General features: G+C 40.5%; 19 protein-coding genes, 1 tRNA gene and 1 riboswitch. Of the genes, 5 read left to right on the top strand and 15 right to left on the bottom strand.

From position 1 onward, the window contains the following. Positions 1 to 321, top strand: a 321-nt coding sequence (locus tag FGQ53_RS08850) for a transposase (protein WP_171019105.1), incomplete at its 5' end; no start/stop codon positions are given. 107 nt (positions 322 to 428) lie between these two features. Here the strand turns inward: FGQ53_RS08850 and FGQ53_RS08840 are convergent. The 11 genes from FGQ53_RS08840 to FGQ53_RS08790 all read right to left on the bottom strand — a co-directional run bounded on the left by FGQ53_RS08840 (position 429) and on the right by FGQ53_RS08790 (position 9,898). Next, entirely contained in the window at positions 429 to 1,814 is a 1,386-nt protein-coding gene (locus FGQ53_RS08840) for an APC family permease (RefSeq protein WP_138337924.1), read from the bottom strand. A gap of 109 nt (positions 1,815 to 1,923) precedes the next feature. Beyond that, positions 1,924 to 2,898: a DUF1002 domain-containing protein gene (locus FGQ53_RS08835; protein WP_138337921.1), complete on the bottom strand. Its 975-nt coding sequence runs from the start codon at positions 2,896 to 2,898 to the stop codon at positions 1,924 to 1,926. Between the two features lie 73 nt (positions 2,899 to 2,971). Further along, positions 2,972 to 3,586: a cell wall hydrolase Pmp23 gene (gene pmp23 / locus FGQ53_RS08830; RefSeq protein ID WP_138337918.1), complete on the bottom strand. Its 615-nt coding sequence runs from the start codon at positions 3,584 to 3,586 to the stop codon at positions 2,972 to 2,974. Continuing rightward, on the bottom strand, positions 3,586 to 4,560 hold the full coding sequence (locus FGQ53_RS08825) for a nucleoid-associated protein (protein ID WP_171019124.1): 975 nt from the start codon (positions 4,558 to 4,560) through the stop codon (positions 3,586 to 3,588). Before FGQ53_RS08825 ends, pmp23 begins: the two co-directional genes overlap by 1 nt. Positions 4,561 to 4,567: 7 nt before the next feature. Continuing rightward, entirely contained in the window at positions 4,568 to 5,824 is a 1,257-nt protein-coding gene (gene glyA, locus FGQ53_RS08820; RefSeq protein ID WP_138337912.1) for a serine hydroxymethyltransferase, read from the bottom strand. A 61-nt stretch (positions 5,825 to 5,885) separates the two neighbouring features. Beyond that, the gene (locus tag FGQ53_RS08815; RefSeq protein WP_138337908.1) at positions 5,886 to 6,317 is read right to left on the bottom strand and encodes a GNAT family N-acetyltransferase; all 432 of its coding nucleotides are present in this window, start codon (positions 6,315 to 6,317) and stop codon (positions 5,886 to 5,888) included. A gap of 1 nt (position 6,318) precedes the next feature. Further along, entirely contained in the window at positions 6,319 to 6,921 is a 603-nt protein-coding gene (locus FGQ53_RS08810) for an L-threonylcarbamoyladenylate synthase (RefSeq protein WP_171019123.1), read from the bottom strand. Continuing rightward, positions 6,905 to 7,741 carry a peptide chain release factor N(5)-glutamine methyltransferase gene (gene prmC, locus FGQ53_RS08805; protein WP_138337902.1) on the bottom strand — a complete coding sequence of 279 codons (837 nt, stop codon included), beginning with the start codon at positions 7,739 to 7,741 and terminating at the stop codon, positions 6,905 to 6,907. The genes FGQ53_RS08810 and prmC overlap by 17 nt, the downstream gene beginning before the upstream one ends. Beyond that, the gene (gene prfA, locus FGQ53_RS08800) at positions 7,741 to 8,820 is read right to left on the bottom strand and encodes a peptide chain release factor 1 (protein WP_001028815.1); all 1,080 of its coding nucleotides are present in this window, start codon (positions 8,818 to 8,820) and stop codon (positions 7,741 to 7,743) included. Before prfA ends, prmC begins: the two co-directional genes overlap by 1 nt. 9 nt (positions 8,821 to 8,829) lie before the next feature. Continuing rightward, positions 8,830 to 9,309 carry a GNAT family N-acetyltransferase gene (locus tag FGQ53_RS08795; protein WP_138337899.1) on the bottom strand — a complete coding sequence of 160 codons (480 nt, stop codon included), beginning with the start codon at positions 9,307 to 9,309 and terminating at the stop codon, positions 8,830 to 8,832. Beyond that, positions 9,299 to 9,898 (bottom strand): thymidine kinase, encoded by a 600-nt coding sequence (locus FGQ53_RS08790; protein ID WP_138337896.1) that lies wholly within the window; start codon positions 9,896 to 9,898, stop codon positions 9,299 to 9,301. Before FGQ53_RS08790 ends, FGQ53_RS08795 begins: the two co-directional genes overlap by 11 nt. A gap of 123 nt (positions 9,899 to 10,021) precedes the next feature. On the opposite strand from FGQ53_RS08790, the gene FGQ53_RS08785 reads away from it, so the two are divergent. Further along, complete coding sequence (locus FGQ53_RS08785) at positions 10,022 to 10,204, top strand: 4-oxalocrotonate tautomerase (protein WP_001117401.1); 183 nt, start codon at positions 10,022 to 10,024, stop codon at positions 10,202 to 10,204. A 135-nt stretch (positions 10,205 to 10,339) separates the two neighbouring features. Continuing rightward, positions 10,340 to 11,713 (top strand): tRNA uridine-5-carboxymethylaminomethyl(34) synthesis GTPase MnmE, encoded by a 1,374-nt coding sequence (mnmE, locus tag FGQ53_RS08780; RefSeq protein WP_138337891.1) that lies wholly within the window; start codon positions 10,340 to 10,342, stop codon positions 11,711 to 11,713. 46 nt (positions 11,714 to 11,759) lie between these two features. On the opposite strand, the gene dapA is transcribed toward mnmE, so the two are convergent. The 4 genes from dapA to FGQ53_RS08760 all read right to left on the bottom strand — a co-directional run bounded on the left by dapA (position 11,760) and on the right by FGQ53_RS08760 (position 15,060). Then, a complete protein-coding gene (dapA, locus tag FGQ53_RS08775; RefSeq protein ID WP_138337888.1) occupies positions 11,760 to 12,695 on the bottom strand; it encodes a 4-hydroxy-tetrahydrodipicolinate synthase in 936 nt (311 codons plus the stop codon). 55 nt (positions 12,696 to 12,750) lie between these two features. Further along, positions 12,751 to 13,827, bottom strand: a complete 1,077-nt coding sequence (locus FGQ53_RS08770) for an aspartate-semialdehyde dehydrogenase (protein ID WP_138337885.1) — start codon at positions 13,825 to 13,827, stop codon at positions 12,751 to 12,753. 551 nt (positions 13,828 to 14,378) lie between these two features. Further along, a tRNA-Thr gene (locus FGQ53_RS08765) sits at positions 14,379 to 14,451 on the bottom strand. 99 nt (positions 14,452 to 14,550) lie between these two features. Beyond that, positions 14,551 to 15,060: a QueT transporter family protein gene (locus FGQ53_RS08760; protein WP_000737073.1), complete on the bottom strand. Its 510-nt coding sequence runs from the start codon at positions 15,058 to 15,060 to the stop codon at positions 14,551 to 14,553. Further along, positions 15,058 to 15,155: riboswitch (PreQ1 riboswitch) on the bottom strand. Its footprint overlaps the gene before it by 3 nt. A 28-nt stretch (positions 15,156 to 15,183) precedes the next feature. Between FGQ53_RS08760 and FGQ53_RS08755 the strand changes: the two genes are divergently transcribed. Both FGQ53_RS08755 and mscL read left to right on the top strand, forming a co-directional pair. Further along, positions 15,184 to 15,621 (top strand): GtrA family protein, encoded by a 438-nt coding sequence (locus tag FGQ53_RS08755; protein WP_138337882.1) that lies wholly within the window; start codon positions 15,184 to 15,186, stop codon positions 15,619 to 15,621. A 79-nt stretch (positions 15,622 to 15,700) separates the two neighbouring features. Continuing rightward, positions 15,701 to 16,084, top strand: a complete 384-nt coding sequence (gene mscL, locus FGQ53_RS08750; RefSeq protein ID WP_138337927.1) for a large conductance mechanosensitive channel protein MscL — start codon at positions 15,701 to 15,703, stop codon at positions 16,082 to 16,084. The last annotated feature ends 205 nt before the right edge of the window (positions 16,085 to 16,289 follow it).

Below are 16,289 nucleotides of genomic sequence, written 5' to 3'. Positions count from 1 at the left end.
GCTTGGATGAACGAATTTTTACAGCAATTATCCGCCTATTATTCGGATGATTATCTGATTTTGGTCATGGATAATGCCACCTGGCACAAGTCTCAGGCTTTGGAGTTGCCAGAAAATATCACGTGTACATTTATTCCTCCCTACACTCCAGAAATGAATCCCATTGAGCAAGTTTGGGCAGAGATACGAAAGCGTGGATTCAAAAACAAGGCCTTCAAATCTTTAGAAGAAGTCATTTTGAAGCTAGAAACAGTGATTCAAAATTTGGAAAAAGAATGCCTGAGGAAGATTGTTCACAGAAAATGGATTTGTCCAGAATAGATTTTTGATGAGTATGAGGTTGTAGATGAAACTGACGAAGTCAGTAACCATACATACGGCAAGGCGAAGCTGGCGTGGTTTGAAGAGATTTTCGAAGAGTATTATTCTTATATGGTAGAATGCTTATAGCCATAAGTGAAGTAAATCATACTTCCTACTAACAATGCAACTAGGAAAGCAATCCAGGTTTCCATATTATACTGCAACATAAATGATAAACAAATGATGATTGATAAAATTGGTAACAGAGGTACCAATGGTGTTTTAAATTCTCCAGCTTTTGGCATTCCTTTTTCTTTCCGTAAGCGAATCAGACCATAAGCCAGCATAATCAAGTAAGCAAGGGTACAAATATTTAAAAAGGCTGCAATACTAGCTAATGGAAACATTCCTGCAGCTACCGCTGAAGCTAGACCTGTCAAGATAGTAGCATTCTTTGGTACCTTGCTAGTCTTCGTTAGTTCTTTAAAGGCGACAGGCATCAAGCCGTCACGTGCTAAACTGTAAATCATACGCGATAGGGCATAAGTCATTGAAATACAAACTGTAATCAAGGTCAAGATAGCCACTAATGACACATAGTTGGCTGCCCAACTAATCCCAATGCTACGAAGGGCAAAGGCAACGGCATCGTCGACATTTAGATGGCTATAGTGAACCACACCAGTCAAGACAAGCGTCACCAAGGCATAAAGAATGGTTACGATAGAAAGCGATAAGACAATCCCTCTAGGAATATTTTTTTGAGGAGTCTTGACTTCATCTACAGCCATAGAGATGGATTCAAATCCCAAAAATCCAAAGAACATTAAGGACGCACCAGCCATAATACCAGTACTAGCACCATAGATTTGTCCAAAACCATAAGGAGCAAAATTGCTCCAATTATCAAGTTTGATATGCCAAATTCCCACCAAAATAAAGAGAGCTAAAGCGGAAAATTTCAAAATAACTAGAATAGAATTAAAGCGTAAGGCTGCTTTAGCATTGAGTAAAACAAGTGAGGTCACCAAGACCAAAACAAGAATAGGCAATAAATCAACAAATGTCCCTGCTTGAGGATTAAAGGTACCATTTAAAGCCTGAGGAAGGGCTATCCCGTATTGAGAGAGCAAGCCTTTAAAATAAGCTGCCCATCCCGAAGCCACGCCTGATATGGCTGTCATGAACTCCATCATGGTTAACCAGCCAGCCAACCAGGCAGGAAATTCTCCTAAGATAGCATAGAGATAACTGTAGGCACCACCTGTAGCAGGTACTCGTGAAGCAAATTCTGCAAAAAAGAGGGCTGATAATCCTACACACAAGGCAGAAATGACGATTGAAATAACTAGAGCTGGACCAGCAAGCGTTGCAGCTGCAGTACCTGTAATTGTAAAGACGCCTGTCCCTACCATGGCTCCGATACCCAGCAGAATCAAATCCCATAACTTCAAATGCCTGTGCATCTCCGTTTTATCCAAACTAACATTCTTTGTTCTAAATATATTCATCTTTGACTCCAAAATAAAATGATGATTCTATTTTACCATAAATATAGGAGATTTGTGAATATTTATAAAACATTTTTCTGAAAAAATCTGACTATCTTTTTGTAACGGCTTAAGAACCAAAACTCTTGAAGAAGTTGACTATGGCTTGCCAGAGGGAGCTTAAGAAGTTACCGCCGTCTTCTAGCGCCTTATCCGCATCAAAGTTAAGGTTGATATTTTTAAAACTGTCGCCAGCTTGTGATACGATACTTTGTTTAAGGTCATTTAGGGTTTTAGTGAAATCTGCATTGCTGAGGATATCACTCTTTGAGAGATTCAAAGCAAAGTTGATGATGATATTGATCTGGTTTCCTGTTATAACCTGATCGAGTTTGTAATTTTTCAAGGTATCTTCAACGATTTTACGAACATCTTCTTCTGTCAGACTTCCCTTGCTTTCTTTCGCTTTGGCTAGTCCTGACTTGATATCAGCTAGGGCAACGTTTAATTTATTAGCATCATAGCCTGTTTTGTCCTTGTTTTCAGCATTGATATCGGACAAAGCCTTCAGCTCTTCTTGAGCCAAATCTTTATTGGCTTGCGGTACCTTAGCTCCATTAGCTTCTAGTGAATAATAAATTCCTGCTAAAGCACTCTCTCCGGTAACGGGAATAGGTGCTGCCACAGTGATTTTAGCGTGTTCCACTCCCAAGGTTACTGCTGCATTTCGGTACATATCCTGAGTCACCTTGGTGATGTTTTCTGGTGTTTCAATCTTAACCTCAAGTGGCGACTTGTCACCTAGCTTTTGAATCTTGGCTGATGAATACAGTTGTAAGCTAGGGTCATTTGCCACATTCATAATTTTAGAATAGACATCAGGCGTCATAGTCTTGAGTTCTTTGGTGTCTGTTGAGGCATTATAGCCTAATTTTTTTAAAGTTTGATTTTTTTGGTCTTCAGATAGTGAAGAACCTAGGACATATTCAGGTTGGACATAGGTTTCATCAATAACTTTTTGCACACCTGTTGCTGCATGGACACTATTCATAGCTGTTACTGCCCATAAGACCGCAGCACTGGTCAGAAAGAGTTTCTTTCTCATAGGGAATTTCCTCCTTTACCTTTCTAGAGTAATATATCTATCTTAAAGAAAACTTATAACAAAAACACCCGGACTAGCCAGATGTTGAAAAGAGAGTGAAACATTTGATGATATAAAGGTTGAGATGCACCTGTCTAGAATAGTAATAGTTTCCTCCATTTACGTAGAGTTCAGCACCGTGAAAGATAGAAATGGGATGAATATAACTATAAGTCTTTCCAGTTGTATTGCCAAGCAAGGGAGCAACAGTATCACGGGAGTACTGTTTGGCCAGTGCTAGGGTATTTTCCTTGCCATTTTGGGCGATAAAATCGATGTAGGCAGGTCCAAAATTATAGGCTTGAACAGCCGTCCAGACATCAACACCTTTATTTTGGGCCAGATAGAGATTGTCTGTCAGAGTTTGCACTCCTTGCCGAATACTAGACGCATTATCATTGATGGTATTGGTTGAACCACTTGCAGACTCACTGGACTGCATGACATCGCCTTCTTTTCCTTTTGTTTCAGTATAAATCATAGCGAGCACGAGCTCTTCGTTTGCTGGGGTATCTTTTTCACTCAAGATTTCGCGCACCATGGGTTGATAGGTCATGACTTGCTTGACATCTTGGTGCACGCGGTAAGCTTTATAGCCAGCAAAAAGGAAGACTGCTAGTACAAGCACTCTTCGAATTCGTTTAAACATTATTTACTTTGAATATCCTCGATATTTTTGATTAAGATAGAGTAAGTTCCATTGTCGTTTTGGATAAATTCAACAGACTCGGCGTCTTGATAGACGTTATTGGGAACGATGAGCTCAATTCCATTTGACAAGGAGAGTTTTTGGTTTTCAAATTTCTTTAATTGGCGACTGGCATCAATTTCATCAAACTGGACTGGCTCTGGTACGGCTTCTTTGACTTGGTCAATAAAGCTTAAACGAGCCGTTAAATTATTGTCAAAAAGGTCATTAGCCAATTTCTCGGGTGACAATTCATTGCTTTCTTCTAAATTGTTGAAAATAGCTGATTTGACCTTAGATTGAAATTGAAAATCATCTGTGTTAAAAGTCTCAGCAATTCTCTGGGCTGTTTTTTCTAGTTCCTTGATGGATTTCTTGGGTGAAATCTTAGGGGCGACGGCAAGAAGATTTTCTGAAAAATAGTTCAAGAAAGCCCCGTTGTACTTGATTCGTTTTTCAATCAGATGGTACTTACGGCTCTGAAGATTAACCACCAAGGCCTCATCAGCCCCTGTTCCAAATCCAGGCAGGTTATTCTGAGTCAGCTTGATTGGATTATCAACTTCTCCTCCGAGGTGAGTCAAGGTCTCGCGAAGAGCAATTCGCAAGAAAGCTAAATGTTCTACACCTTCTTTAGAAAATTGCACAAAAATCAAGTCATTGGTCTTGAGGTTTTCAGAAATGCTGAACTCTTCTTTCCAGAGATTAGCCAGTGTTACTGATGTCTCCAATAAATCATCTGTGATGTGATTGAAGAAGGGATTTTCTTCTTCGAAAATCCCAGTCTTGGCTTCATCTGAATACACACGTTCAATTTTTTTACGCAGGTATTCTTCGATTTTTGGAGTGATATTGAGAAACTTATCCGCCAAGAACAGCTCGGTATCATCCGGACTGAACTGATGGATAATGGCTTTCTTAATATAAATATCCATAAAAGTATTAGTCCTCGTATAGTGGGAAGGCATCTGTTAATGCTTTGACTTCACTTCTCACTTCTTCTAAGACAGCTTCATTTTCTGCATTCTTAAGGGTTTTAATGATAAGTTCAGCTACTTTGCGACTCTCTTCTTCACCAAATCCACGCGCAGTAATGGCTGCAGATCCGATACGAATACCACTTGTCTTGAATGGTGACAAGGTTTCGTATGGAATTGAATTTTTATTTAGGGTAATATTGACTTCATCCAGCAAGTTTTGAGCTACTTTTCCGTTTTCTACAACCTTGGTTACATCAACTAGGAAAAGGTGGTTTTCAGTCCCACCAGAAATGATACGGAAATCAGGGTCTTGCAAGAAGACTTCTACCATAGCCTTGCTGTTCTTGATAACATTAGCAGCATATTCCTTGAAAGCTGGATCTAAGACTTCTTTGAAAGAAACAGCTTTAGCTGCCACAACATGCTCCAAAGGACCACCCTGAATACCTGGGAAAATAGCTGAATTGATTTTCTTGGCAAGTTCTTCATCATTGGTCAAAATCAAACCACCACGAGGTCCACGAAGAGTTTTGTGGGTCGTTGTTGTAGTAATATGAGCGTATGGCACTGGGCTAGGATGTAGACCAGCCGCTACCAAACCAGCGATATGGGCCATATCGACCATAAGCTTCGCCCCAACAGCATCTGCAATTTCACGGAATTTTGAAAAGTCGATAATTTGAGAATAGGCTGAAGCACCCGCTACAATTAGTTTTGGTTTTACTTCTTGAGCTTGTTTCAAGATAGCATCAAAGTCCAAGAGTTCCGTTTCAGGGTCAACACTATAAGACACAAAGTTGTAAGTTTGACCAGAGAAGCTGACAGGAGCTCCGTGGGTCAAGTGACCACCTGCTGCCAAATCCATCCCCATAACGGTATCACCTGGCTCAATCAAGGCCATGTATGCCGCACAGTTAGCTTGGCTGCCTGAGTGAGGTTGGACATTAGCGAATTTAGCGCCGAAAATTTCTTTTGCACGTTCAATAGCTAGACTTTCTACCACGTCTACCACATCAGTTCCACCATAATAACGGCGACCTGGGTAGCCTTCGGCGTATTTATTCGTCAAGATAGACCCTTGAGCTGCCATAACAGCCTTGGAGACAACGTTTTCCGAAGCAATCAACTCAATGTTATTTTGTTGGCGTTCTTCTTCTTTGGCAATAGCATCCCAGAGATCAGCATCATATGCTTTAAAATCATCTTTGTCAAAAATCATAGGTCTTCTCCTTTATTGTGTGACTAGTCCATTAGTTAAATTTTCTTATTAGAAAATCAAACTAAAAGATGCGAATAAACCGTTTCTGCATTTTATCACAAGTATAACCAACTTTTTCATAAAATGCATGAGCCCCCAGACGATGATTGGCAGAGTTTAAGCGAATAAACCCATAACCACGTCTTTTCGCTTCTTCTTCCAACCCTTTTAGCAAGCTTTTACCAATACCTTGACCTTGCGCTTGAGGTGAAACTGCTAAGGCTAAAATATTAAATCCTGCTTTAGAATAAAGTGATTCATAGACCTCGGCGTGGACATATCCAAGCAAGGCATGACTAGCTGTATCCTCATAAGCAAGTAGGAAATGATGTGAATCCTGAGATAATCTAGCTAGTTGACTAGCCGTGTCCTCTAGACTAAAAGAATAGCCCAAAGCCTCTTGGTTAATTTTACAAATGGCTTTCACATCAGTTTCTCTTAAATCTCTTAGCATCTCATTCCTCCTCAAAAGAAATCTCTGGCAACCGAGCAAGAATATCTTCTCGCTTAATGACCCCTTGGCGTAAGATTTTCACCTTATCTCCAGACAAATCCAAAATAGTTGAATCCTGTCCAGTTAGAAAAGCATCGTCTTCCAACCCCAAAACCTCTTGGTCAAAATCCTTCAGAATTTGTTCAAAGGTTATCCCACTTGCCTGACCTGAAATATTGGCAGACGGCCCAATCAATGGACCTGTCTCACAAATCAAAGCTAGTGTAATGGGGTGACTGGGCATTCGAAATCCAACAGTCGCGAGACCAGAATTGACCCAATAGGGAACTCGGTCATTGGCTTCAAGGATAATGGTCAAGGGACCTGGTAAAAAGGTCTCTACAAGTTTTTGTAGATAAATTGGCTGATTCTTTGAAAAGTGCAAGATGTCCTCTAGAGAGGCCACATTAAGATTGAGTGCCTTGTCTCTAGGGCGACGTTTGAGTTGGTAAACATGGTCAACTGCTTTTTCGTCTAGCGCCTTGGCAAAGAGACCGTAAACTGTCTCTGTAGGCAGAACAACAGCTCCACCCTTTTCCAATTCTTGTCTAATCCTGTCCATCATCAACCACGACCATCCTATCTTGACCAAATTGGTCCTTGAGTGTTCGAACTCGCTTTTCAGGAAGATGTTTCCTAAAAAGTTCAGGAACATTTTGACCTTGCTTGTATCCAATTTCAAGGTAAATCTTACCACCATCTTTGAGATAGTCTTTTGCATCTTCCGCAATTCTACGGTAAATATCTAGGCCATCCTCGTCTGCAAAGAGAGCTAGATGAGGCTCCGAATGCAAAACATTCAAACCGACCTCTGACTCATCTTCACGAGAGATATAGGGTGGATTGGAAACAATTATATCATATTTTTCAGAAATTTCTGTAAAACAGTCAGATTTTTTTAAAAATATTTGAAGATTTTGATTTTTAGCATTTTCGCTAGCTAAATCTAAAGCGTCTTGGGAAATATCCACTGCTGTTACTGACCAATCTGGTCTGTTTTTTGCTAGGGAAAGAGCGATAGCTCCACTACCTGTTCCAATATCCAGAACTGAAAGATTCGTCTCAGGATTTTCAGCCAGGATAAGCTCCACCAACTCCTCTGTTTCTGGACGAGGGATCAATACTCGCTCATCAACTTTTAACTGCATTCCATAAAAATCTGCCTGTCCAATGATATACTGAGCTGGCTTGTGAGCTGCTAACTGTTGGAAAATTCCTTTTACAAATACTTCTTCCTCTTCCGTCACTTCCTGCTGGAGGGCAAAAACAAAGTCCGTAAAAGATAGATTTTTCAGGCTACGATAGACAAAAGAGAGGCTTTCAGCTTCCTCTCCTTGTCTTATCAACTCTTCTTCAAAATCTGAAAATAATTGAGCTAATTTCATTATTTGTTTAATTCTTCTAATTTTTGTGTTTGGTCATAAAGAACCAAGGCATCCACAACTTCGTCCAATTTACCAGATAAAATCGTATCTAGTTTTTGGAGGGTCAAGCCGATACGGTGGTCTGTGACACGGTTTTGTGGGAAATTATAAGTACGAATCCGTTCTGAACGATCCCCAGTACCGATAGTAGACTTACGCTCAGCGTCTTGTTCATCTTGGGCAATCTGGGCAAAGTGGTCAGCAACACGCGCGCGGATGATTTTCATGGCCTTCTCACGGTTCTTCTGCTGGGTACGTTCTTCCTGCATCTCAACCTTGATATTGGTTGGTAAGTGAACGATACGAACGGCAGTAGCAACCTTATTGACGTTCTGTCCACCAGCACCAGATGCGTGGTAGATATCGACACGAAGGTCTTTTGGATCAATATCGTATTCTACTTCTTCCACTTCAGGCATGACAAGGACTGTCGCTGTCGAAGTATGTACGCGGCCTTGGCTTTCTGTCACAGGAACACGTTGCACACGGTGAGCACCAGACTCATACTTGAGTTTAGAGTATACAGACTGACCAGAAACCATAGCAACCACTTCTTTGAAACCACCAACACCGTTCATAGAAGCTTCCATGACTTCAAAGCGCCAGCCTTGGGCTTCCGCATACTTTTGATACATGGTTAGCAAATCCCCAGCGAATAGTGCTGCTTCATCTCCACCAGCTGCTCCACGGATTTCAAGGATGATGTTCTTGTCATCGTTTGGATCCTTTGGAAGGAGCAAGATTTTTAGTTTTTCTTCGTATTCTTCTTTTTCAGCCTTGGCATCTTTGAGCTCTTGCTTGGCCATTTCTTCCAAGTCCGCATCTCCGCCTGATTCCTTAATCATTTCTTCAGCATCGACGATGTTTTGAAGGACTTGTTTGTACTCACGGTAGGCTGTTACTGTGTCACGAGTTGAAGCCTCTTCTTTTGAAAGCTCCATGAAGCGTTTGGTGTCTGAAACGACATCAGGGTCACTGAGCAATTCTCCTAATTCTTCATAACGGTCTTCTACAGCTTGTAGTTGATCATAGATGTTCATTTTTTCTCCTTATTTCTCAATTGTTAAATCATAGATTGCTACTACTTCGTTCTCAAATATTTCCCCAGTTTCTTTAAATCCATAACTGAGGTAACAAGATCTTGCATGTTCATTTTCTGGTTCATAAGACAACCAAAGTTTATTGCTTAAACCTGCTGGCGCTGTCCGAACATAGTCTAGTACTTTATCCATAATTGGTTTAAAATATCCTTGATTTTGAAAATTCTTATCAATCATAAAACGAAATAGTAAATAATTTCCACTACTAATTCCGATCTTTTTATCATAAGCTATCATCACAAAACCTATAATTGCATCCTTATCATAAACTGCCAATGGAGCTACAAAATCTCCATTTTTAGTGTAGACATATGCTTCAGCTAAACTAATTGCGTTGGTTGCAATGAATTGTTTTTGATATTCCTTGACATCCAAATTCAAAACATCAAAATAATTTTCCATTGTAACATCTCTTAGTTCAATTGCCATAGTTTTGCTCCTTGTTAGAGGTTATCATTGGCGCAAAATAATGTTTACGGCAAACCGAGATATAGGTTTCATTTCCACCAATTTGGATCTGCTCGCCATCATAAACGGGCAGACCATCCTGAGTTCGCAACACCATGGTCGCCTTTTTCTTACAATACTGACAGATGGTCTTGATTTCGTCAATCTTGTCTGCTAAGAGCAAGAGATACTTGGAACCTTCGAACAGTTCATTGCGAAAGTCATTTTTCAAGCCAAAAGCCATGACAGGTATGTCTAACTCATCAACAACACGAGCTAGGTCGTAAACATGGTGACGCTTGAGAAACTGGGCTTCATCGACCAAAACACAGTAAGGTTTTTCTGGTAAATCTCGGATATAGCCGAAGATATCCGTCGTATCCTCGATCGCAATGGCAGGGCTTTTCATGCCAATTCGACTCGACACATAGCCAACACCGTCACGAGTATCCAGAGCCGAAGTCATAATCACAACACCTTTTCCTTGCTCCTCATAGTTATAGGCCACCTTGAGAATCTCGATTGTCTTTCCAGAGTTCATGGTCCCATAACGATAATACAACTGTGCCATGTTTCTTGCTTCACGTCCATTTCTAAATTTTTGCTACATTCTAGTATATCATAATTTTCTTAAGCTTTAAACGGCAAAATGTGGTAAAATAGAAGAAATCAAAAACTAGTGGAGGAAGCTATTATGCCATTTGTACGCATCGATTTATTTGAAGGACGCACGCTCGAGCAAAAGAAGGCTCTTGCTAAGGAAGTGACGGAAGCGGTTGTCCGTAACACTGGAGCACCTCAATCTGCTGTCCATGTCATCATCAACGACATGCCTGAAGGAACTTACTTCCCTCAAGGGGAAATGCGCACCAAATAAGCTAGCTTAAGCAGAATTGCTTAGGCTTTTTCAATCTCCAAGTAGCATCCATTGAAGAAATAGTCCAAATTTGTTACAATTTGAAAAGAGACTTGGAATATTCCAAGAAAAGAGCTATTAATTAAAGGAAACATTATGATTACACGTGAATTTGATACCATCGCTGCTATCTCTACTCCACTAGGTGAAGGGGCTATTGGTATTGTCCGCTTGAGCGGAACAGACAGTTTTGCAATTGCGCAAAAGATTTTTAAAGGCAAAGACTTGAGTCAGGTTGCTAGCCATACCCTTAACTACGGTCACATCGTTGACCCTCAAACTGGTAAGGTCATGGACGAGGTTATGGTTGGAGCCATGAAATCTCCAAAGACCTTTACTCGTGAGGATATTATCGAGATTAACACCCACGGAGGGATTGCGGTGACCAATGAAATTCTCCAGCTAGCTATTCGTGAAGGAGCTCGGTTGGCAGAACCTGGTGAATTTACCAAACGTGCCTTCCTAAATGGACGTGTTGACTTGACACAGGCTGAAGCGGTAATGGATATCATCCGTGCCAAGACTGACAAGGCTATGAACATTGCAGTTAAGCAATTAGACGGCTCCCTTTCTGACCTGATTAACAATACCCGTCAAGAAATCCTCAATACACTTGCCCAAGTCGAGGTCAATATCGACTATCCTGAGTATGACGATGTTGAGGAAGCCACTACTGCTGTTGTACGTGAAAAGACTATGGAGTTTGAGCAATTGCTAACTAATCTCCTTAGGACAGCCCGCCGTGGCAAAATCCTTCGTGAAGGAATTTCAACTGCTATTATCGGACGTCCCAACGTTGGAAAATCCAGCCTTCTCAACAACCTCTTGCGTGAAGACAAGGCTATCGTTACTGACATTGCTGGTACTACTCGTGATGTCATCGAAGAATACGTCAATATCAATGGTGTCCCTCTCAAATTGATTGATACAGCTGGTATCCGGGAAACAGATGATATCGTTGAACAAATCGGTGTTGAGCGTTCGAAAAAAGCCCTCAAAGAAGCTGACCTAGTACTACTAGTCCTAAATGCCAGCGAACCACTGACCGCCCAAGATCGTCAACTCCTAGAAATCAGCCAAGAAACCAACCGCATTATTTTACTTAATAAAACAGACCTACCTGAAGCAATTGAAACTTCAGAACTCCCTGAAGATGTCATCCGTATCTCAGTTCTTAAAAACCAAAATATCGATAAGATTGAAGAGAGAATCAACAACCTCTTCTTTGAAAATGCTGGTTTGGTTGAGCAAGATGCCACTTACTTGTCTAACGCTCGTCACATTTCCTTGATCGAAAAGGCCGTTGAAAGTCTACAAGCCGTTAATGAAGGTCTTGAACTGGGTATGCCAGTTGACTTGCTTCAAGTTGACTTGACCCGTACTTGGGAAATCCTCGGAGAAATCACTGGGGATGCCGCTCCAGATGAACTCATTACCCAACTCTTTAGTCAATTCTGTTTAGGAAAATAAGAAAAATCCATGATCCTTCTTGCGGTCATGGACTTTATTGTCTTTATTAGTAATCTGGTCTTAAGACACCTGTTACAGTTGCCTTAGTTGCTTCGTAGTCGCCATCTACTACAACTTTGATAATACGTTTGGCATCTTCTTCTGGTGCTGGAACTAGAGGTAGACGAGTTGGACCGGCTTCAAATCCCATGTAGTTAAGAACCGCCTTAACAGGAGCAGGACTTGGATAAGAGAAGAGGGCATTGACTTTAGGAATGAATTTACGCTGAATAGCTGCCGCTTTCTTCATATCGCTTTCCGCAATGGCAGTAAACATCTCATGCATCTCATCCCCATTTGTATGGGATGCAACAGAAATAACCCCATCTGCACCAAGGTTCATGGCATGGAAAGCATCTCCATCCTCACCAGTATAGACCAAGAACTCCTCTGGCTTATGCTCAATCAAGTAAGCCATATTGGCCAAGCTGGTACATTCTTTAACGCCGATGATATTTGGATGGTCAGCCAAACGAAGCATGGTTTCTGGAGTTAATTCCACTACCACACGCCCTGGAATGTTATAGATGATAATAGGTAAGTCAGAAGCATCTGCAATCGCTTTAAAGTGCTGATACATCCCTTCTTGAGAAGGCTTGTTATAGTATGGTACGATAGCAAGACCAGCAGCAAAACCACCAAATTCTGCTACTTCTTTGACAAACTCGATAGAGTCACGCGTATCATTGGTACCTACACCCGCAATCAAAGGAACGCGTCCATTGACAATCTTTTGTACAGCTGCAAAGAGTTCCAACTCCTCATCGTGGGTCAAGGTTGGACTCTCAGCAGTCGTTCCAGCTAGGAGAATGCCATCTGTGTGATGGGCCAATAAATGCTTAATCAAGGCTGGAATGGCATCAAAGTTGATGGAACCATCCTCGTGGAAAGGGGTAATAAAGGCTGTGATGATTTTACACTCTTTTAAATCTTGATAAGACATGAAAACACCTCTCTATTTCAAAGAAGGAGTTCATCTGAACTCCTAAACGATATGACTATTTTAATTCAAATTTCAATTCAGCTGTTGGACGAACCAATCCACGTTCGTGAAGCGTTTCTGCAATTTGAACTGAGTTCCAAGCAGCACCTTTGAGAAGGTTATCTGAAACAACCCACATGTGGATTCCTTTTTCAGAGTCCAAGTCTTTACGGATACGACCAACAAAAGTATCACGTGAACCCACTGCATTGACGGCTTGAGGATAGATTTGGTGCGCTACGTCATCCTCAAGAATAGCACCTGGGAAGGCTGCGATGGCTGCTTTCACTTCTTCGATTGGTGCCACTTCTTTTGTTTCGATATAAACAGATTCAGAGTGAGCTGACAAGACTGGAATGCGCACACATGTTGCTGAAACTGCAATGCTATCATCTTCCATGATTTTCTTAGTTTCCTTAGTCATCTTCATCTCTTCGTAAGTGTAATCATTGTCAGTGAAGACATCGATTTGTGGAAGAGCGTTAAAAGCGATAGGATAATGTTTCTTGTCACCGCCTGAAGGTAAGATTTCCGCATGCAAATCACGTGGTTTCACTCCATCATTCAATACTTCACGAAGTTCACATTGTGTCTCAAGAATCGCACCCATACCAGCACCTGAAACGGCTTGGTAAGTTGAAACAATGATACGGTCCAGACCCCATTTTTGGCGAACTGGCTCAAGAGCCACCATCATTTGGATTGTTGAACAGTTAGGGCAGGCAATAATTCCGTTGTGGGCATCAAGTGCGTGAGCATTGACCTCTGGAACAACCAAAGGAACATCTGGATTTTGACGGAAGTAAGATGTGTTATCTACTACCACCGCTCCAGCCTTAACTGCGTACGGTGCATACTTAGCTGATGTCGAACCACCTGCTGAAAAGAGAGCAATGTCCACTCCTTCAAAAACTGTTTCAGTCGTTTCTTCAATCGTAATATCTTGGTCTTTAAATTTCAAAGTCTTGCCTGCTGAACGTGCAGAAGCAAGTAAACGGATTTTATCGATTGGAAGTGTTGATTCTTCCAACATTTTTATCATCTGAGCACCGACAGCACCTGTCGCGCCGACTACAGCAACTGTATATCCCATAAATAACCTCTTTCGGAATTTTCTAAAAATTTCTATAGTAGATGTATTATACTACTTTTTCCATGAATTGCAAAGCTTTTTCATCATTTTTTGGAAAATAAAAATCCCGGGTCGGTAAACCAGGGACTAAGTGGCATCTTCATGTGATGAGCAGGTTCACACAACTCATCAAGGTCCGCTCCTGCGTTATGACCTCCTTATGCTCAATAGTAGCCCGAAGACTACCTATCGACTCATCGCATCTACTATTCTACTAAAGAGAAGGACTTTTGTCAACAGACGAAACTCTTTACACTCTTCGAAAATCTCTTCAAACTACATCAGCGTCGCCTTACCGTATATATGGTTACTGACTTCGTCAGTTTCATCTACAACCTCAAAAACATGTTTTGAGCAGCCTGCGGCTAGCTTCCTAGTTTGTTCTTTGATTTTCATTGAGTATTAGTTTTATTTACACAGATGCATAAGAAGTATCTTTGAAAAATTTGGGACAGATTTGGGATAGACATAACAAAAACCCTTGTAAATCAAGGGTTTTACTGTCTATTTTATGCTAATTGCCGGGATTGAACCGGCGACCTCATCCTTACCATGGATGCGCTCTGCCAACTGAGCTAAATCAGCTTACTTAAAAAGTATACTATAGTTAGAAAAACTTGTCAAGTTTCCTTAGACATTTTCCATAAGAAAAAGCCAGGTAAGAGTTACCCAGCTTGTCTTCTTCTATTTGCTTAAATCGATTCGACGACCAATTTTACCAATAATAATCGCTCCAATAATCAATGAGGCAAATTCACCAACTCCTGTTGTAAACCAAGTAAGGAAAAATGGTAATTGCGCTACGATATTCAACTCTGCAGCGATAGTAAACATGGAAATTGAAAAGAGGATTGAAAAGAAGAAATGATCTTTTCGAATTAATCCATTAAAGAGGTAATCTTTGCTGTATTTTGCAAAAAGCCAAACACCTAGACTAAGGAATACTAGGGTTGATCCACCACCAACAAAGACATCTAGCAGTCCGAAGCTAAAGAAATTAGCAATCATACAACCGATGGTAACTCCGATGATGTACTTGGGATTGTAAAAAGCCATAAAATTCATCATTTCTGAAATACGGAACTGATAAGCACCATAGCTAATGGCATTTAGGGGCGGTGTGACAGTCAAAACGACATAGATAGCAGCGACGATTGCAATATCTGCAACATCACGAATAGTTAATTTTTTCATCTTTTCTCCTTTAGCGGGTTATCCGCGTGTAATATGCTTGGTGAAAGAAGCTAAGCACCAAGGGTTGCTTTATTCAACCTTACTAGTATAGCACAATAGCCCGCTTTATGCTATACTTAAACCATGAAAATTCCTATTCAAAAATTTTTTAACAATGAAATCTTAGCCTATCTCTTTTTTGGCCTTGCAATAACTCTAGTTTCGATTCTCTCACGACTAGTCATTTATCACCTAAGTCATCAAGAACTCCTTGCCACTGCCCTGGCAAATATTATCGGTATCCTCTTTGCCTTTATCACAAATGATACGGTTGTATTTAAGCAAGCTAGGCAGAATTGGCCAAGACGTCTAGTGAAATTTACTCTTGCCCGCCTTTCTACTTTTCTGTTAGACTTATTTTTAACTTTTCTCTTTGTAACCCAGTTTCCTAATATTATTGGACAATTTGTAAATAATAATATAGACAGGGTTAATACGGTTGAAACCATCCTAGCACAAATCTTGATTATTGTGCTTAATTATATTTTCAGTAAAATCTATATTTTTAAAAGGAGAAACTGATCTCCTTAAGCATCCAGGTTGCTTTTTGTCACAATTTAGGATATAATAAGTTAGAAAATTAGGAAAGGAATTTATGAAAATGTTAAAGGACCTAAAAGAATTCTTGCTTCGCGGTAATGTTGTTGACCTTGCTGTCGGTGTAATCATCGCCTCTGCTTTTGGTACTATTGTAACTTCATTCGTTAACGATATCATCACTCCACTTCTATTGAATCCTGCTTTGAAAGCTGCAAAAATCGAACGTATTGCTGAACTTTCATGGAATGGGGTTGCTTACGGTAACTTTTTGAGCGCTGTTATCAACTTCCTTGTAGTTGGTACTGTTCTATTCTTTGTGATTAAAGCTATGGAAAAAGCTCAAAACCTTACCAAAAAAGAAGAAGTTGCTGAAGAGGAAGCACCAGCTGGTCCAACTGAATTGGAAGTACTTCAAGAAATCAAAGCTCTTCTTGAGAAAAAATAATCGATTAAAAGGATCTAGCACAAAGCCAATGTCATTAAGTTAAGAAATTCAAATGCAATTCTGTATTTGGGTTTCTTTTTTATGTGATAAACTTATAGTTAAGGAGGGATTTCCCATGATAAAACAAATAGACTTCCTGCGAAACAAAATATGGTACAATAGTTCTATGAATTATGAAGCAAGCAAACAATTAACTGATGTACGA

Origin of the sequence: Streptococcus mitis (assembly GCF_005844455.1) — a bacterium.
Lineage (GTDB): Bacteria > Bacillota > Bacilli > Lactobacillales > Streptococcaceae > Streptococcus > Streptococcus mitis_BF.
The sequence above is the reverse complement of the archived record's forward strand: the minus strand, read 5'-3'. Positions and strand labels throughout refer to the sequence as shown.